The sequence below is a fragment of the Rothia nasimurium genome, assembly GCF_042660305.1.
GTDB classification, from domain to species: Bacteria; Actinomycetota; Actinomycetes; order Actinomycetales; family Micrococcaceae; genus Rothia; species Rothia nasimurium.
Window position 1 is genome coordinate 158,873 of the sequence record NZ_JBHSTW010000018.1, and the last position, 17,186, is coordinate 176,058.

Sequence of the window (17,186 nt, forward strand, 5' to 3'; positions counted from 1 at the left end):
ACACAAAGAGGGGCGGCTCCACCGAAACACATCGGTGGGGCCGCCCCTCTTGTCGTGCTATCAGGCTGATGCCTTGCTGCGGCTAGGGCAGGCTGATTTCGTCATCCCTACCCACAATGTTGATAGAGGTGGTCTGGGTGGGAACCTGCTCTAAACGCTCGGCTGCCAGAGCCCGTACCCGATTACGGACGGCCAGCCAGCCAACCACCAGCACGGGAACCACCAGAAGCATAGCCGCCAGGGCGTAGGTGCCGATGGGGTAGTCGAAGGCAATGAGTACCAGCACACCCACCAGGAAGGCCATGGTGAGCCAGTTGGTGACGGGAGCTAGGGGAGCCTGATACTCGGGGCGGACGCGTTCACCCCGGCGGGCCATGGCCACAAAGCGCTGGTGGGGTAGGGTGATAGCCATCCAGCCAATCACGATACAGACGGCTGAGATGTTGAGGACGATCTCAAAGGCCTCTGAGGGCTTCCAGTAGTTGATGGCTACACCGAGCAGGGCCACGGCGCCGGTGAGTAGGATACCGCCAATAGGTACGCCAGACTTGCTCATAGCCCCGGTGAAGCGGGGAGCTGAGCCGTTCATGGCCATGGAGTGGGTGATACGGCCGGTGGAGTAGAGGCCAGCGTTCAGCGATGAGGCCGCTGCGGTAATGACCACCAGCTGCATGATGGGGGCAGCGTAGTCGACCCCGATAGAACCGAAGAAGGTGACGAAGGGGGACTCGTCAGCTGAGTAAGCGTCGTAGGGCAGCAGCAGGGAGAGCAGCAGTACGGAGCCTACATAGAAGAGGGCGATACGCCAGACCACGGTATTGATGGCCTTGGGGATAGCCTTGCGAGGGTCCTTGATTTCGCCCGAGGCGGTGCCAACCAGCTCAATACCGGAGTAGGCGAAGATAACGCCCTGGGAGACCACCAGGGCAGCCAGCAGGCCGTTGGGGAGGAAGCCGGACTCGGCGATATGGGTAAAGCCCACGGGGGAACCGGTGGGGGTACCGAAGATGACGAAGAAGATGCCAATCACCATGAAGAGCAGCAGGGAGCCCACCTTGATGAGGGCAAACCAGAATTCGAGTTCACCAAAGATCTTGACCGAAATCAGGTTCATCGAGACCACCACGATGATGACGACCAACGCCACAACCCACTGGTCTATCTGCTCAATAGCCGGTATGTATTGGCCGAACCAGTTGAAATAGATAGCGATAGCGGTGGCATCGACGATGGCGGTGGCGGCCCAGGAGAACCAGTACATCCAGCCCACGAAGAATGCCCATTTTTCGCCGTAGAATTCGCGGGTGTAGCTCACGAAGGAGCCGGACGAGGGGCGGTAGCTGACCAGCTCACCCAGCTGCCGCAGAATCAGGTAGCCGAAAAAACCTGCGATCGCGTAGAGGAAGATGAGGGAGGGGCCGGCGTCGTGCAGGCGTCCGCCCGCACCGAGAAAGAGGCCGGTTCCGATGGACCCGCCCATGGCAATCATCTGAATCTGCCGGGGCTTGAGGCCCTGCTGGAAGCCCTCTTGCTCGTGAGCGAAGGACGGCACATCAGCGTGCTGCCCCGTGGGGGTTGGGGGTGTCGACAAAAGTCTCTCCTTTTACAGAAGGGTTGGTTCTGCCCCTGCCGCCCGCCATATATCAGTAGGCTGGTGACAGGTGAGAATGCACAGGGTCTATTCTGCACCTGATATGTTCAAGATGTGGGCACCACGCGGTGCATATTTTTTCATTTTTGGAAAGGCGGAGTGAATATGCCGGAGTTACCCGAGGTCGAGGTGGTCCGCCGGGGCCTAGCCGGGCACATCCTCGGTGCGGTGCTGGAACGCGTGCAGGTAGTGGACGGACGCTCGGTGCGGCGCCACGAGGCCGGGCCGGTGGATTTCGAGCGGCTGCTGACGGGCCTGCGCGTGGCGGATGTGGCTAGACGCGGCAAGTACCTCTGGCTGCTCTTTGAGGGCAACGAAGAATTTGCCCTGGTCATTCACCTGGGCATGAGCGGCCAGGTTCTGCTTAAAGCCCCCGAGCTACCGGCAGAAAAACACCTCAAGGTGCTCATAGACTTAGCAGGAGCCACCGACGAGAGCGGGCGCGAAGCCCCGCTGACTCTTCGCTTTGTGGACCAGCGCATCTTCGGCGGCATGTTTGTAAGCCCCCTGCTGCCCACCCGCAACGCCGCCGGGGAGCCGGTGCCGGGGGCGTCCGCGTCCGCACTGGGGCTACCCCTCATCCCGCAGGCCGTTGCCCACATCGCCCGCGACCCGCTCGACCCCCACTTCGACTTCGGGCAGTTCAGACGCACCATGCTGGGCACCTCCACCGGCATCAAGAAGCTCCTGCTCGACCAAAGCGCCATTTCCGGGGTGGGCAATATCTACGCCGACGAAGCCCTATGGCGGGCCAGATTACACTACGCCAAACCCGCCAAGAGCATCCCAGTCTCAACCGCCCGCGAACTGGTGGACGCCGCGCGCACCGTCATGCGGGATGCCCTAGCCCAGGGCGGCACCAGCTTCGATGCCCTCTACGTCAACGTCAACGGGGAATCGGGCTACTTCGACCGGTCCCTCAATGCCTACGGGCAGGCAGGAAAACCCTGCCCCCGCTGCCTAGAGGCGGGGCGCACCTCGCTGATAGTGCGGGAGCCCTTCGGAGGAAGGAGCTCCTACCGGTGCCCCCATTGCCAGAGAAAGCCCAGAGGAATGTGACTACATCTGACAGCAGGCAGAGCGCCTAGGCCAGCAACCCTCTTGGTCTCGCGCGGGGCGCTCGCCCAATTCACCGCCAGCCCCGGTCCAGCTGGCTGTCGGCGCTCTGCCTGCCTATTCGAAAAGGGCTAGTTATTAGTTCCTACGAAATCTGCGTCCGTAGTAGTCGCCCAGCCGCTCATACCCTTCTTCCAGGGAGATGGCAGGGGACCAGTCCAGGAGTTCTCGGGTGGTGCGCTGGTCGAACCAGTGGGCGGTGGACAGCTGCTCGGCTAAGAAAGAGGTCAGCGGGGGAATCTGCCCGGGGGCACAACGGGCCCAGGCCTTTTCCATCACCAAACCCAGCCCATAGGCCACGGACGCCGGCAGCGAGTAGGCCGGGGGCTTGACGCCGCAGGCGGTACACATACCGGCGATAATCTCACCGACCGGGCGGGGCTGGCCGTTGGTAACCACCAGGGGTACCCCGCGAATCGCTTCCAGGCGCTGGTAGCCGCGTACGAAAGCGTCCGCCCCGTTATCGATGTAGAGGGTGTCAATCATGGCGGTGCCCTGGTTGAGTAGGGGCAGACGGCCTGCGGCGGCGCGTTCTAGGACGCGCTCCACCAGCTGGGTATCGCCGGGGCCCCAGACAATGTGGGGGCGCAGCACACCCACCCAGAAGTCGTCCGCATTGTAGCTTAGGGCCAGCAGCTCAGACTCGGCCTTAGACCGGGCATAGTTACCGCGGGCCTGGTCGGGGCTAGCGGGCGGGTTACCTTCGCCCACGATGGAGGCTCCAGTGTGGGCTACAGAGGGCGAAGAGGTGTGCAGGAACTTGCCGATACCGACTGTGCGGGCAGCCTCAAGCAGGGTGCGGGTGCCCTCGACGTTGACCTGCCGGTAGTCCTCCCAGTCCCCGACCACAGACACCTTAGCGGCCAGATGGATAATCCCCTGAACACCGGTAACAGCCCGGCGCACCGCCAGCTGGTCGGTGAGAGAACCCTGCACCTGGTCGAAGCGGTCGGCCAGGTGGGTGGGGAGCATCTGGGCGATACCGGAGTCCCCGCGCTGGAAGGCCCGCACAGCATACCCTGCCCTCAGCAGGGCAAAGACAACCTCACGGCCCAGAAGCCCAGAGGCGCCGGTGACCAGCACCCGCTCAGAACGGGCAGTCTGGCAGACCTCGGGGGTGAGCGGACGCAGCGAAACTACCACGCGATAACCCCCTTTCCCAGACGGGCCTTTTTCCCCTGGAGGAGTTGCTCAGCCCAGGCAGCAAGAACCGGGCGGTCAATCTTCGAGTTGTGTCGCACATCGGTGGGGTGCTCAGCAACAACCAGCACAGCCGATACCTCTACACCGGTCTCAGCCAGTACCCGCTCCCGCACCCGCTGGGCCAGGTCAGCCGGAGCCAGGCCGTTGCGGGTCTTCTTGCCCCGGAAGGTGGGGCCAACCTCGGCCACGATGAGGACGGACGCCGCCCCGGCCGGGCCGGTAGCAACAGCGGCTGCCCGGCGCACCTCAGCATCGAGCTCGGCAGCCTGTTCCAGGGCAACCGGGGTGAGTACGCCCTGGGCGGTCACCAGCACGTGGGCAAGGCGGCCCTCAACCCAGAGGCGTCCGCTGGCATCGAAATGCCCCACATCGCCGGTGCGGTGCCAGCCGGGGGTGGCGCTGGAAGCGCGTTCGGTGACCCAGAGGGTGTCGTAGCGGTCCTTGATGTGCGGGGCTGCCACCAGAATCTCACCGGTGATACCGGGCTCGGTGGTGACCTCGGTTGAGGCGGTTCCATCCGGCAGCAGGGGAGCAATCTGCAGGGCTGCCCCGTGGACGGGGGTACCAACGCAGACACCGCCGCCAGCGCCGAGGAGCCCGGCTGCCGCGTCCTGCTCGGCCTGCTGAATCTGGTCGTAGGAGACGTCGGTGGTGGGCAGGGACTCGGTCATGCCGTAGGGGGTGTGCAGGGAAGCTGCCGGCAGCAGGGTCTGCAGGCGGGCCAGCAGGGGAGAAGTAATGGGAGCCCCGGCGGAGAGCAGGGTGGTGACCTGCCCCAGGGCAGAGCGCTGCTGGCTGCTCAGGCCATCGACGGTCTCGAGCACGTTCATCAGGGCTGCCGGGGAAGCAAAGACCGTGGTTGCCCCAATTGCCGAAGCTGCGGATGCCAGGGCTGCGGCGGTGAGGGTCTTAGGTTTGGTGACGTCCATGGCCGGGGTGACAGAGGTAGCTCCCAGGGCCGGGCCCAGCAGGGCGAAGGGGGCAAAGCCCGCCACCAGACCGCTGCCGGCAGCCAGATCGTAGGTGGCTGCGATGGTATCCCGCATAGCCGCCAGCTGGCGGTGGGTGTAGACCACGCCCTTAGCCGGGCCGGTGGAGCCTGACGTGTAGAGGATGGCGGCGTCCGCATCGGGGTCAGGGTCGGCTACCGTAAAAATCTCAGGGGCTGCAAAGTCATCGACCGCACCCACCACGCCCAGGGCCCGGGCAGCGGCAGCGGGGAGGGAACCGGCCGCAATGCGCTGGCCGGGCCAGCCCAGGGTACGGGCCAAGGTGAGGGCAGCCGGAATACCGATGAGCCAGGACGGGCGGGCCCCCTTGAGCGCGCGCGTCAGCCCCGCAGCGCCCAAGCCGGTATCGGCTACAACGATCACGGCCCCAATCTTGAGGCAGGCGTAGATGAGGGTGGTGAGTTTAATGCCGGGTGGCACCAGCAGATTGACCCGGTCGCCGGGCTTCACCCCGAGCCGGTGCAGGCCAGAGGCAACCCGGTCTACCTCGGAAGCCAGTTCAGCCCACGAGAGCTGGGCGGCTACCTCGGTGCCATCCCCCTTGCTGCTCATATCAACGATAGCGAGGGTGGTGTCGTCCGCCCGGTCTGCCAGCTCAGCTCCCATGGGGCGGTAATGAGCGGACGCCGGCACCCGGGCAGCGCGCGCGGTGAGGTGGAGGTCCCGCTGGGTGGTGCCGGTGACGAAGCGCTCGGTGAGCCAGGCCAGAATGGGGGTTGCGATGTCTTCGTCTTCGGCAACCAGGTGGCTGGCGGTTTCAAAACGGTGGATGTCGGCCTGCGGCAGGCGGGTAGCCAGGTCAGCCATGTAACGGCGCTGAAAGACCGGGTCTTTAGTGCCCCAGAGCATCAGGGCAGGTACATCGAGCTCGGTAATGCCTTCGGCAATAGAGACCATAGGGCGATAGCTGGCAGCCGCTTCGGTTGCCGGTATGTCGGCCACGAAATTTCGCACGCCCACCCGATGCTCGGCGGTGGTGTAGGGAAGCTTGTAGGCCTTCTTGACCGCAGCATCAAGCCCGCCCTGGGCCAGGCCCAGAGTCACGTCGATAAAGGCGGTTGATTTTTCGGTCGCCCAGGAATGTAGAGCCGGGTTGAGGGCTGCCTGCAGGGCTACCGGGATCTTCTCACCGGCGTCATGAAAAACAGCGGTGTTGGTCAGCACGACACCCGAGACAATCTCACGGTGGCGCAGGGCCCACCCCAGCGAGATCAGCCCGCCCCAGTCATGGGCCAGCGTGACAAGGGGCAGCTCGGTAGTATCAAGCCCAAGCGCGGCGGTAAAATCACCGAGGTCAGCGATACGGTCTGAGAGCGAGCGGGTTAGGCCGGTGCGCTCCGAATAGCCCATATCGAGCTGGTCTACCGCTACAATGCGCCAGGGCTGCTCGGCAACAGTGGCGGCAGCGATGACCGACCGCCAGAGATAGGACCAGGTGGGGTTACCGTGCACCGCCAGTACGGTACCGACCGGAGTGCGCCCGGCGGCCTCGAGCGCCGGGCCATTATCGAGGTAGTGCCAGCGGCGGCTAGCCCCGGCTTCTTCTACCGGGGCGGACGCGGGCACCTGCACCTGCTGGGACCAGGCAGGGTCAACGCCTGGCCAGAGGGCAGGAACAGGAGTGAGCTGAGAAAACGTCATAGCGGCTCCTACCAGGTGATTTCCATGAGCGCGGTATTCAGGCCGGAACCCACACCCATGCAGAGAATACGGTCACCGGCTACGAAGTGGGCGCTTTCCTCAGCCAGGGTCATGGGAAGGGCGGCTGCCGCCACGTTACCCCAGACCGGGAAAGTCATGGGGATGCGCTCGCGGTCGATACCCACGGCCTCAATAATGGCGTTGGTGTGGGCGTTAGAAATTTGGTGGGTTACGTAGGAGCGCATGTTGCCCCAGTCCCAGCCGTTTTGGTGGGCTTCTTCCCAGGCCTCAGCGACCAGCTGCAGGCCGTGCTTGAGCAGACCCGCGGCGTCCGTATTCATCCCCTGGTCGGCTTCACCGCCAATGCAGAGGTTGCGGTGCTCGGTTCCCGCGCGGGAAACCGAACCGACAATCTTGTGGCCAGCGGGGTGCAGGTCGGAGCGGCCAATGACGGCGGCTGCGGCTCCCGAGCCCAGGGTCAGGGTGGCGAACTGGGCCAGCACGTCGTCTCGGGTTGAATCGGGGCGGTTGAGCTGGCGCAGGGCGGTGGCATGCCAGGGGGAGGGGTCTTCGCCGTCGACGATGAGGGCGTAGTCGATAGCCCCGGCATCAATCATGGTGGCGGCAACCGTAATGCCGTTGACGAAGCCCAGGCAGGCGTTGGTGATATCGAAGTTCAGGGCGTGGCGGGGCAGGCCCAGGCGGTCGTGAATACCCACGGCCACGGCCGGTTCAAAATTATCGCGGGTGACCGAGGTGTTAATAATCAGCCCGATTTGTTCCTTGCTGATACCGGCCTGGGCGATAGCCTGCTCAGCAGCCTGCACCGCGCCGTCCTCAAAATGCATGGAAGTGCCCCAGGAGCGGCGCTCGCTAATACCGGCGAGGCGCTCGAGTAGACCCTTGGGCATCCTCAGTCGCTTGTAGGTGGCCGCTAGTTGCTCGTCAAAGTAGGAGCTGGTGACGACCTCCGGCGGTAGCACCCTGGTTACCGATAGCAGGGAGGCGTTCTTGTGGCGAATATCTGAATTAGCGGTCAATCTACTCTTCTAGCCTTAGTGCGGATTTGGGTAAGCCCTTATTTGAAGAAACAGGGCACTTTTTCAATAATATGCCCCGGCGGGGCAGGTGCGGTGATTGATGGTGCGGGTTCATCTCACACCGAACAGGGGCGCGGGCCTGCGGTAAAGTGGTAAGCCGACCCAAACCCGTTTTTACCCAACCGATGGGGCCTACCACTATGTACCTAAAATCTTTGACCGTGCGCGGCTTTAAGTCTTTTGCGTCGGCCACCGTCTTTGAGTTTGAGCCGGGCTTGAATGTGCTGGTGGGGCCGAACGGGTCGGGTAAGTCGAACGTGGTGGATGCCCTTGCCTGGGTGATGGGTGCCCAGGGGGCTAAGCAGCTGCGCGGTGGTGCCATGAAGGATGTCATTTTTGCTGGCGGTGGTTCCCGCGGTGCGCTGGGGCGCGCCAAGGTTGAGCTGGTGATTGATAACGAGGACGGCGCCCTGCCGCTTCCCCACGCTGAGATTCGTCTTTCACGCACCATGTTTTCTGCAGGCGGTTCTGAGTACGAGATCAACGGGGAGCCTGCCCGCCTGGCTGATGTGCAGGACCTACTGGCGGACGCCGGTGTGGGCCGGGAGCTCTACACCCTGGTGGGGCAGGGGCAGGTCGATAAGATTTTGCACGGTACCGCTGATGACCGCCGCGAGCTGATTGAGCAGGCTGCCGGCTTGCTCAAGCATCGTAAGCGCCAGGCGAAGACCGCGAGCAAGCTTGATGATTTGAAGACCAATCTTGACCGGCTGGAGGATCTAGCCGGTGAGCTGGCTGAGCAGCTGGAAGGACGCCGGGAGCAGGCTGATGCGGCCCGGGCAGCTAGCGAGGTGGCGGGCCGTGTTCGTAGCTTGACCGCTGATCTTCTGGCTCATGACGCGCGTGCCATGATGCAGGAGCGGGAGGCCGAGCATGCCGCTGGCCAACAGGCTGAGGCTGCCCGCCTACGGGCGCAGGAGCGCAGCCGCACCCTCGAGGGGCAGCTGGGGGAGTTGGCCAAGGCCCGGCAGGTAGCCCAGCAGGCACTTGATGAGGCCACCCAGCGCCGTACCTCCTTGAAAGAGGTTGCCCACCTGGTGGAGACGGTTCAGCTGGTGGCTGCTGAACGTTTGTCCGCCTCCCACCACGAGGAAGAAGACCAGGACGCCGCCACCCGCCTAGATTCGGCCCAGCAGGCCTGTGCCCGGGAGGAAGAAAACCTTGAACGGGCCCGGGAGGCGGGGAAAGCGGCTGAAGAAGAACTTACCGCTGCCCACTCTGCCCTAGAAAAGGCTCGGGCGGAGCAGAGCGCGGCCCAGCAGGCACTGGCTACGGCCGACCAGCAGGTGCGGGACTATAAGGAGAACCTGTCGCAGCTCACCGCCCAGCTGGCTACCGCCCGCGTAGCTTTTGAGCGAGCCGGTGAAGAGGCCGCCCGTCGGGTGGCTGAGTATGCCGAGGCTAAAGAGCAGGGGGCTTCAGCCGGTGCTGATACCGAGCGGGCCCAGGCCGCCGTGAACGGCTACCGGGAGCAGCTAGAGCGGGCCGAAGCCGAAGAAGAAAACCTACGTTGGGCGCGGCAGCGGGCGAGCGAAGCGGTGGAGTCCAGCGGCAAAGAACTGCATCAAGCTCAGGTAAAGCTTCATGCTGCTCAAGCTCGCTGTGAGGCCCTTGAGGCGGCCTGGCAGCATGACGATGCCGAAAGTGGCGATAGTGAAGGTCTCCGCCAGCAGGCCCTGGAGCAGGGAGCTCAGGAACTTATTTCTCTACTTGAGATTGAAGATACCTGGCAGGCTGCTGTGGCTGCTGCCTTGGGCCCCTATCTGAGGGTCCTCACCCTGACGAGCGGTGAGTCCCTGCCTGCTGGAGTAACCCAGCTTTATTCCTTTGAGGGTGACATTGACCAGATTGACCTGCGCGAACTATCTACATCTCAAGCTGAGGTTTATCAAGCTCGCCCGCTGGCGGACGTCCTGACCGCACCGCAGGCCCTCAGCCGCGCCCTCGCTGTGCTCACCGCTGATACCTACCTGACTCCCGATCAAGAAGCCGCCCGCGCCCTGGTAGCTGCCCACCCGGGCGTCCGCGCTGTGACCCCCGACGGTACCGTGCTGACCGCAGGCTCAACCCTCTACCCCTCCCAAGAGCGACCCCTGACTGAACGCTACGCTGAACTCACCCGAGCTCAACAGACCCACCGGGAGCTTGCCCAGCAACAGGAGCAGGCAGAGAGAGCCCACCAGCAGGCCGAAGAAGTACTAAAGACTGCCCAGGAGGCTGAAAAAGCCCAGGCCCGCACCACAGGCTCCCTGGTGGCCCAACTAGCCACCGCCCGCGCAGAACTAGCCACTCTTACCGGCCGGGCAGAAAGCTCCCAAGCCTCTCTTAGGCGCCTACAAGAAGCTGCCGCCCGCGCAGACGAAACCCAGAAAGAAGCCCAGGCAGCACTGTCCAAGGCCCAAGAAGCTCTGGCTCAGACTCAGCAGAACAAACCCGAGGCTGACCTCGATACCCTGAGCGGGGCCGTCCGCGCGGCAGAACAAACCCTGGCCGAGGCTGCCGAAACAAAAACCCTGGCCGAGGCCGCTTGTATTTACGCCCGCGAAAAAGAAGAGGCCGCCCAGGCTCGCCTAACCCAGGCTCAAGAGGCGCTCAGCGCCCTGGAGCAGGCGGATAAGGCTCGCCAGCAGCGCCAGCAGGAGGAGGCGGACGCCCGCCACCAGGCGCGCAGGGTCGCTGCCCGGGGTCAAGCCCTGGCACTGGCTATTGAGCGGGTACAGGCTCTCGAAGATGAGGCGCATCAGAAGGCCCTGAAGAAAGTCCAAGAAGCCAGCAAGGCTCTGAACGTTACCCGTGAAGAACTAGCAGGATCCCAGGCTTCGCTTGCTGCCGCCCTGACTCTGCACGCTGAAGCTGCTGCCCAGGGAGCCCGGGTAGAAGCCCGCTGGGAAGCCCTTGCCCGACGGGTGGAGAAGGACCTGGGGCTCAGTCTCGACACCCTGCTCGAAACCAGGGAAGTGAGCGACCTGCCCCGCGAATCTCTTGAAGCTCACCTGGTAGCAGCCGAGGCAGAACTGGCCCGTTTTGGAGCCATCAACCCCCTGGCCCTTGAAGAATACGAAGCCCTAGAGCAGCGTCACAGCTACCTGCGCCAGCAGATTAAGGACATCAAGGCATCGAGATCTGACCTACGGGCCGTGATGAAAGATGTGACCGGTCATATTGAGTCCTCTTTCACCCGGGCCTTAGCCGATGTGCAGGTGGAGTTTAGTCGTATTTTTGCTCTGCTCTTTCCCGGCGGCCAGGCAGAACTGGTGCTTGCCGATCCAAACGACCTGGAACACAGCGGCCTTGATATTAGGGTCAAGCCAGCCGGTAAGAAAATTACCCGCTTATCCCTGCTCTCTGGCGGTGAGCGCACCCTGGCCTCTTTGGCTCTGCTGCTGGCAGTCTTTATGGCTCGCCCAGCCCCCTTCTATGTGCTCGATGAGGTGGAAGCGGCGCTTGACGACAGGAATCTAGGTCGCCTGCTGGAAGTGCTGGGGCAGCTGCGGGAGAAGTCTCAGCTCTTGATGATTACCCACCACCAGCGCACTATGGCCCAGGCCGATACCCTTTACGGCATCTCCATGCGGCAGGGGGTATCGACCGTGCTGTCTCACCGGTTAGCTGACTAGATTTTTACCTGCCGGTGTAGCCTTCGTCGGCTATATCAGCCGGGTACTTGGGCCGGTAGCCGGGGAACCAGCCGATAGCTGCAAGAAGTAGCAGGGCGCCTGCGATGATAAACGCGGGGAAGAAGCCCCAGGCATCGATGATAAAGCCGGCCACAAGCGGGCCAACGATCAGGCCGATGTCCGAAACCATCTGGTAATAGGCCAGGGGCTGGCCACCGGAGCGCTTATTGCCCACGATGTCTGACACGGCAGCCTGTAGGGAAGGCCCGAGCAGGGCTGAGGCGATACCGAGAAGCACAGCCGCGCCCACAAAGACTGCCGGGCTGGTAATCAGACCAAAGATGATAGTGACGATTCCAGCCAGAATCAGCCCAGAAAAGACCATGGGACGGCGGCCGATCTTATCGCCCATCTTGCCTGAATAAATCTGTACCAGGGCGTTGCCCGCTGCGTAGGTAGCGAGGGTAAAGCCTGCCAGCTTGGCCCCGGCAACAGCGGCATCGTAGCCAGCCTCCCCGGCATGCAGGTTGGCTAGGAGGGCTACCGCGGCAAGGGGGACCACGGTGGACTGTAGTCCGAAGACGCTCCACCCTACCGCCAGATTAGTGACCAGGGCGGCTTTGAAGTTGGTGAACTTGAGGGCGTCAGCCAGTTTGAGTTCGGGCTTGGGAATAGCAATGCCCTGGGTATTGAGGTTGACCTCCCGGGGCTCGTCCTTGAGCTGGGTAAGAACCACCAGAGCTGCGCACAGGAGCATCGCGGCATAAACGAAGAAAGGCACCCGCATGCCCAGAGAAGAGGTCGCTGCGCCCAATACCGGCCCCAAAATATTGCCCAGCAAAAATGAAGTGGCAAAGTAGCCCGATACCTTACCCCGAATAGTGGGGGGAGAGTTGCGCACCAGAATACCCATGGCCGCTACGGTAAACATGACCGAACCGGTTCCGCCTACAATTCGGGAGGCAATCAGCATGGGGTAATTGACTGAAAGACCCGCCCCGATGGAGCCCAGCCCCACAATAATGAGGCCCGCCGAGTAGATACGGCGCTCGCCGAAGCGGGAGATGAGGCGACCGGACGCCGGCGCGAAGGCCAGGCGCGAGAGGGCGAAGGCTGAGACGACGAAGGTCGCAGCCATAGCTCCCACATCGAAGCTGCGAGCAAATCCTGGGAGGACTGGGGCTACGAGGCCGTAGCCGAGGGCTATCAGAAAGGAGGCTGCAATGAGCACCTTGATCTGGGTGGGTACCTTGACGGCTTCGCTTGCGCTCGGCTTTTGAGTGCGGCTTTCCTGCCGCACTGATTCGGGGATGATGGGGATAGCCCCGGTGTCCATGGAAGGGGTGGGTATGTGGTTACTCATGTGCGTGTGTTGTGGTGCCTCTGTGCGGTATCTATCGTTCCGAAAAGTATCTTAGCTCACAATGCCTGCTGCTGTGGGGTGGCGCTGTGCAGAAGTGCATTCTACTCCCATCATCGGGGCTGTATGGAGCGTGGAGAATATGGCAAGCTAGAAGGGTGAATGATTCTCTAACTCTCATTGTGTACATACTTCTGGGTGTGCTGATTTTAGGTGGCGTGCTCGCAGTTCTGTTGCGCGGCCCTAAGGCCCCTCAGGGCGGCTACGAGGGCACTCGCGATTCTGATGACCTACCATCAGATAGCGCTGACGGCCCGGTTACCACGATCGAGCGTCCGGCGTCCGCTCAAGGCCGTCTGGTGCGCCTGCGCGCCCGCCTTTCCCGTTCCAACAACTTGCTGGGCAAGGGCCTGCTGGCTCTGCTGTCCCGCGACAAGATTGACCAGGACGTCTGGGATGAGGTCGAGGAGACCCTGCTCCTGGCAGACCTGGGTGCTGAGCCCTCAGCCCGCCTGGTAGAAGCCCTGCAGCAGCGTGTGCGCGTGGAGGGCACTGAGAATCCCGCCCACGTCAAGCAGATGCTGCGTGAGGAGCTTCTTTCAGTCGTGGGTGAAGATACCGATCGCTCCCTGGCCCTGGACGGCACAGACGGCAACCCCGGCGTCGTGCTGGTCGTTGGTGTAAACGGCGTGGGTAAGACCACTACCGTGGGCAAGCTGGCCCGCGTGATGGTCGCTGAAGATAAGAACCTCCTGCTGGGTGCCGCCGACACCTTCCGCGCGGCAGCTGCCGACCAGCTCCAGACCTGGGGCGATCGCGTAGGGGTCGACACCGTCCGCTCCGATAAGGACGGCGCCGACCCGGCTTCCGTTGCCTTCGAGGCTATCCGCGAGGGCAAGGCCCGCGGCGTCGATACCGTCATGATTGACACCGCCGGACGCCTGCAGAACAAGGCCGGCCTGATGGACCAGCTGGGCAAAATCAAGCGCGTGGTCGAAAAAGAAGCGCCGGTCACCGAGGTGCTCCTGGTCATTGACGCCACCACCGGTCAGAACGGCATGATTCAGGCCAAGGTCTTCTCCGAGGTGGTTCAGATTACCGGTATCGTGCTGACCAAACTCGACGGCTCAGCCAAGGGCGGCATCGTGGTTGCTATCCAGGAAGAGCTGGGCGTGCCCGTCAAGCTCATCGGCCTGGGTGAGGGCCCTGACGACCTGGCGCCCTTCGAGCCCGGTGCCTTCGTCGACGCTCTCCTCGACTAAAGCGCAATCTAAGTTCATCTAGGAACCGGGGGAACTGTTTCTAACAGTTCCCCCGGTTTTTCATGCCCGCTAAGAGGGCCGGTAACCTGCCCGTTACCGCCCGAAACACCCCCGTAACCGGTGTTTTCATACCCGCAACACGGGGAGGGCACCTGTAACCGGAGCGAAACTCCACGCGCAAGCAGCCGAAACACGTGCAGAGAACAATAGAAACTGTCAACACACCAAGAGCCGGTCTACCGGCACACAGGTTTTTCTTTACGGGTTTTGAAAGGGGTAACAGGCATGGAACTCACCGCCAGTGATGTTTGGACCGTGGTTGCCGCGGCACTTGTTCTGTTCATGACGCCGGGTCTCGCTCTCTTCTACAGCGGTATGACGCGAGCCAAGTCAGCACTCAACATGATGATGATGTCGGTCATCTCCATGGGTCTCGTTGGAGTCTGCTGGGTGCTCTGGGGCTACAGCATGAGCGGGGGAGATGCCCTCATCCACGACATCGTCGGCTCACCCTTCAACGATTTTGGCCTATCAGCTACGCTTGCGGACGGCGGCACCCACCTCCTCTCGGTAGCCTTTAGCTCCACTTTCGCTATCATCGCGGTGGCTATCATCTCAGGGTCTATCGCAGACCGCGCCCGCTTCGGGGCCTGGTGCATCTTTGTGCCCCTCTGGCTCACCCTGGTCTACTGCCCCCTGGCCTTCATGGTGTGGGGCGGCGGCCTCTTCGGTGAAGAGGGCTTCATCGGGTCCATGTTCGGCGAAGCCATCGACTTTGCAGGCGGCCTGGTCATTCACATCAACGCCGGTGTCGCCGGTCTTATCCTGGCCCTGGTACTGGGCGCTCGCAAGGGCTTTGGTGAAGACCCCAACCAGCGCCCCCACTCCCTGCCCCTGGTCATGCTCGGTGCAGCTATCCTCTGGTTTGGCTGGTTCGGCTTCAATGTGGGGGCTGCTGCGGACGGCGCCCAGGCAGGCCTGATCTGGGTCAACACCCTTGCTGCCCCGGCAGCTGCCATGCTCGGCTGGGCCCTGCTTGAACGAATCCGCGACGGTCATGTGACCTCCCTGGGTGCGGCGTCCGGCCTGGTCTCTGGCCTGGTTGCTATCACCCCGGCCTGGTCTCTGGCCTGGTTGCTATCACCCCGGCCTGCGCCAACGTTGACCCGGTCGGTGCCCTGGCCCTGGGCTTTATCTCGGGTATCGCCTCAGGCTGGGCTGTGGGCCTCAAGTACCGCTTCGGCTACGACGATTCTCTTGACGTAGTGGGTGTACACCTGGTCTCCGGCCTCATCGGCACCCTGGCCCTCGGTTTTATCGCAACCCCGGCCACCGGAACCGCCGGTCTCTTCTACGGTGGCGGTCTAGGCCTGCTGGTCACCCAGACCGTAGCAACCCTGATTTCTATGGCCTACTGCGCGGTTGTGACCCTGCTGATTGTGATCCCGATTCACCGCACCATGGGCTTCCGGGTCAGCGAGAAGCAGGAGATCCAGGGTATCGACCTGGCTCAGCACGCTGAAACCGCCTACGCCATGTCGAGCGGCACCTCCGGTGCCTTCGCTAAAAACTAGAGGGAGTTCACGCCATGAAACTCATTACCGCTTTGATTCAGCCCGAAAAATTTGACGATATCCGCCAGGCCCTTGAAAACTTTGGGGTCGACGGGATGACGGTCTCAGAAGCCCAGGGCTACGGACGCCAGCACGGGCACGTAGAGGTCTACCGCGGCAAGGAATACGACATTCGTCTGATTCCTAAGGTTCGCCTGGAAATCCTGGCGGACGCTGACCGGGCCGAGGACATCATCGACCTCATTATCGCCACCGCCAATACCGGTAGCGCCGGGGACGGCAAAATCTGGGTGAGCAGCGTGGACGAGGTAGTTCGAGTCCGCACCGGAGAACGCGGCGTCTCCGCCATCTAAACACAAGCGACATACAAATTTAGGGCAGATCCACGGTTTCGTGGGTCTGCCCTTACTTTTTGCAGTCTGGGTAGGAGAGCTGGCAGGGAGGGGCGGACGTGGGTCAGGGCGGCGGCGGGGGAGTGCCGGGTAGACTAGAGGGCATGAAACTTGTCTCCTGGAATGTTGATTCACTCAATGCTGCACTCACCAGTGAGTCGGCCCGTGCCCTGCTCTCCCGCGATGTCTTTGCCTCCATCGCCCTGCTGAACCCCGACGTCCTTGCCCTCCAAGAAACCAAGCTTTCAGCCAAGGGGCCCACCAAGAAACATCTCGAAGCCCTGCATGCCTACTTCCCCGATTACAAGATCGCCTGGGTATCTTCCGACGAACCCGCCCGCAAGGGCTATGCGGGCACCATGTTCCTCTACAAGCAGGAGCTAGAGCCCACCGTCACCTACCCCCGCCTCTCTGCCCCCACCACCATGGATGCCGAAGGGCGCATGATTACCCTGGAATTTGAGGACTTCTACGTCACCCAGGTCTACACCCCCAACGCTTCAGACGGGCTGCGCCGCCTGCCTGACCGCCAAGTCTGGGACCGCCTCTACGCCGATTATCTTGCCGGCCTGGACGCCTCCAAACCCGTGCTTGCAACCGGCGACTTCAACGTTGCCCACACCGAAATTGACCTGGCCAACCCCAAGGCTAACCGCCGCTCACCCGGCTTCACCGACGAAGAGCGCGAGGGCTTTACCCACATTCTGTCTAGGGGTTTTACCGACACCTTCCGCCACCTGCACGGGGACGTCACCGGCGCCTACACCTGGTGGGCCCAGCGGTCCCGTACCTCAAAGATCAACAACACTGGCTGGCGCATTGACTACTGGCTGGTTTCCAACCGCCTTGCAGATAAGGTGCGAGCCTCAGAGATGATTGACTCTGGGCCCCGCCAGGATCACACCCCAATTCTGCTAGATATTGACCTGGCCTAAAGACGCCTAGGGGGCAAGAAACGCCCAGCTAGGTCAGCGTGAACAGCCCGAGGGCTCTCCGGAGGGAGGCCCCGGGCTGATTCGTTTCTGCTGTGGCGCCCTTGACCAGCCGGGTTCTATACATGAGATGTAGCCCGGTAATTGTTTAATATTTTTAAAGATTTCATGAGCCTAATACTGCACCATTGCTAGTGCGGAAGCTAGGGTGCACCGTATTTTCCGCGGTATTGCGGGCTTTAAGGAAATGCCTTTGTTTCGCCCGTGTTTCCAGGGTAAGTCCTGATACAAAAGGGGCGTGTTGGCTGACTTGATGTGATGGGTGCGA

General features: G+C 62.4%; 10 protein-coding genes and 1 pseudogene. 6 read left to right on the forward strand and 5 right to left on the reverse strand.

Annotated features, from left to right (window positions below; translation table 11 throughout):
* Window positions 1-82: 82 nt before the first annotated feature.
* On the reverse strand, window positions 83-1,591 hold the full coding sequence (locus ACFP6B_RS07640) for an amino acid permease (protein WP_377128909.1): 1,509 nt from the start codon (window positions 1,589-1,591) through the stop codon (window positions 83-85).
* A gap of 165 nt (window positions 1,592-1,756) precedes the next feature.
* Here ACFP6B_RS07640 and mutM point away from each other — a divergent pair, with 165 nt between their 5' ends.
* On the forward strand, window positions 1,757-2,710 hold the full coding sequence (gene mutM / locus ACFP6B_RS07645) for a bifunctional DNA-formamidopyrimidine glycosylase/DNA-(apurinic or apyrimidinic site) lyase (RefSeq protein ID WP_237205818.1): 954 nt from the start codon (window positions 1,757-1,759) through the stop codon (window positions 2,708-2,710).
* A 135-nt stretch (window positions 2,711-2,845) separates the two neighbouring features.
* On the opposite strand, the gene ACFP6B_RS07650 is transcribed toward mutM, so the two are convergent.
* The 3 genes from ACFP6B_RS07650 to ACFP6B_RS07660 are packed head-to-tail and all read right to left on the reverse strand — an operon-like array spanning window position 2,846 to window position 7,661.
* A complete protein-coding gene (locus tag ACFP6B_RS07650) occupies window positions 2,846-3,910 on the reverse strand; it encodes an NAD-dependent epimerase/dehydratase family protein (protein ID WP_377128912.1) in 1,065 nt (354 codons plus the stop codon).
* Window positions 3,904-6,621 carry an alpha/beta fold hydrolase gene (locus ACFP6B_RS07655; RefSeq protein ID WP_377128915.1) on the reverse strand — a complete coding sequence of 906 codons (2,718 nt, stop codon included), beginning with the start codon at window positions 6,619-6,621 and terminating at the stop codon, window positions 3,904-3,906. The genes ACFP6B_RS07650 and ACFP6B_RS07655 overlap by 7 nt, the downstream gene beginning before the upstream one ends.
* An 8-nt stretch (window positions 6,622-6,629) precedes the next feature.
* On the reverse strand, window positions 6,630-7,661 hold the full coding sequence (locus tag ACFP6B_RS07660) for a 3-oxoacyl-ACP synthase III (RefSeq protein ID WP_237186076.1): 1,032 nt from the start codon (window positions 7,659-7,661) through the stop codon (window positions 6,630-6,632).
* 200 nt (window positions 7,662-7,861) lie between these two features.
* Between ACFP6B_RS07660 and smc the strand changes: the two genes are divergently transcribed.
* Complete coding sequence (gene smc / locus ACFP6B_RS07665) at window positions 7,862-11,338, forward strand: chromosome segregation protein SMC (RefSeq protein ID WP_377128919.1); 3,477 nt, start codon at window positions 7,862-7,864, stop codon at window positions 11,336-11,338.
* A 4-nt stretch (window positions 11,339-11,342) separates the two neighbouring features.
* On the opposite strand, the gene ACFP6B_RS07670 is transcribed toward smc, so the two are convergent.
* The gene (locus ACFP6B_RS07670) at window positions 11,343-12,701 is read right to left on the reverse strand and encodes an MFS transporter (protein ID WP_377128922.1); all 1,359 of its coding nucleotides are present in this window, start codon (window positions 12,699-12,701) and stop codon (window positions 11,343-11,345) included.
* Between the two features lie 155 nt (window positions 12,702-12,856).
* On the opposite strand from ACFP6B_RS07670, the gene ftsY reads away from it, so the two are divergent.
* The 4 genes and pseudogenes from ftsY (at window position 12,857) to ACFP6B_RS07690 (ending at window position 16,861) form a co-directional block, all read left to right on the forward strand.
* Window positions 12,857-13,960, forward strand: a complete 1,104-nt coding sequence (ftsY, locus tag ACFP6B_RS07675) for a signal recognition particle-docking protein FtsY (RefSeq protein WP_377128925.1) — start codon at window positions 12,857-12,859, stop codon at window positions 13,958-13,960.
* 285 nt (window positions 13,961-14,245) lie between these two features.
* Window positions 14,246-15,534 (forward strand): annotated as a pseudogene (locus ACFP6B_RS07680) (ammonium transporter).
* A gap of 14 nt (window positions 15,535-15,548) precedes the next feature.
* Window positions 15,549-15,887, forward strand: coding sequence for a P-II family nitrogen regulator (locus ACFP6B_RS07685; protein ID WP_237186081.1), 339 nt, complete (start codon window positions 15,549-15,551; stop codon window positions 15,885-15,887).
* A 143-nt stretch (window positions 15,888-16,030) separates the two neighbouring features.
* Window positions 16,031-16,861: an exodeoxyribonuclease III gene (locus ACFP6B_RS07690; RefSeq protein ID WP_377128929.1), complete on the forward strand. Its 831-nt coding sequence runs from the start codon at window positions 16,031-16,033 to the stop codon at window positions 16,859-16,861.
* Window positions 16,862-17,186 lie beyond the last annotated feature (325 nt).

Coding starts and splice junctions, on each gene's coding strand:
- mutM (WP_237205818.1), top strand. CDS start 1,757: ATGCCGGAGTTACCCGAGGTCGAGGTGGTCCGCCGGGGCCTAGCCGGG.
- ACFP6B_RS07655 (WP_377128915.1), bottom strand. CDS start 6,621: ATGACGTTTTCTCAGCTCACTCCTGTTCCTGCCCTCTGGCCAGGCGTT.
- smc (WP_377128919.1), top strand. CDS start 7,862: ATGTACCTAAAATCTTTGACCGTGCGCGGCTTTAAGTCTTTTGCGTCG.
- ACFP6B_RS07670 (WP_377128922.1), bottom strand. CDS start 12,701: ATGAGTAACCACATACCCACCCCTTCCATGGACACCGGGGCTATCCCC.
- ACFP6B_RS07685 (WP_237186081.1), top strand. CDS start 15,549: ATGAAACTCATTACCGCTTTGATTCAGCCCGAAAAATTTGACGATATC.
- ACFP6B_RS07690 (WP_377128929.1), top strand. CDS start 16,031: ATGAAACTTGTCTCCTGGAATGTTGATTCACTCAATGCTGCACTCACC.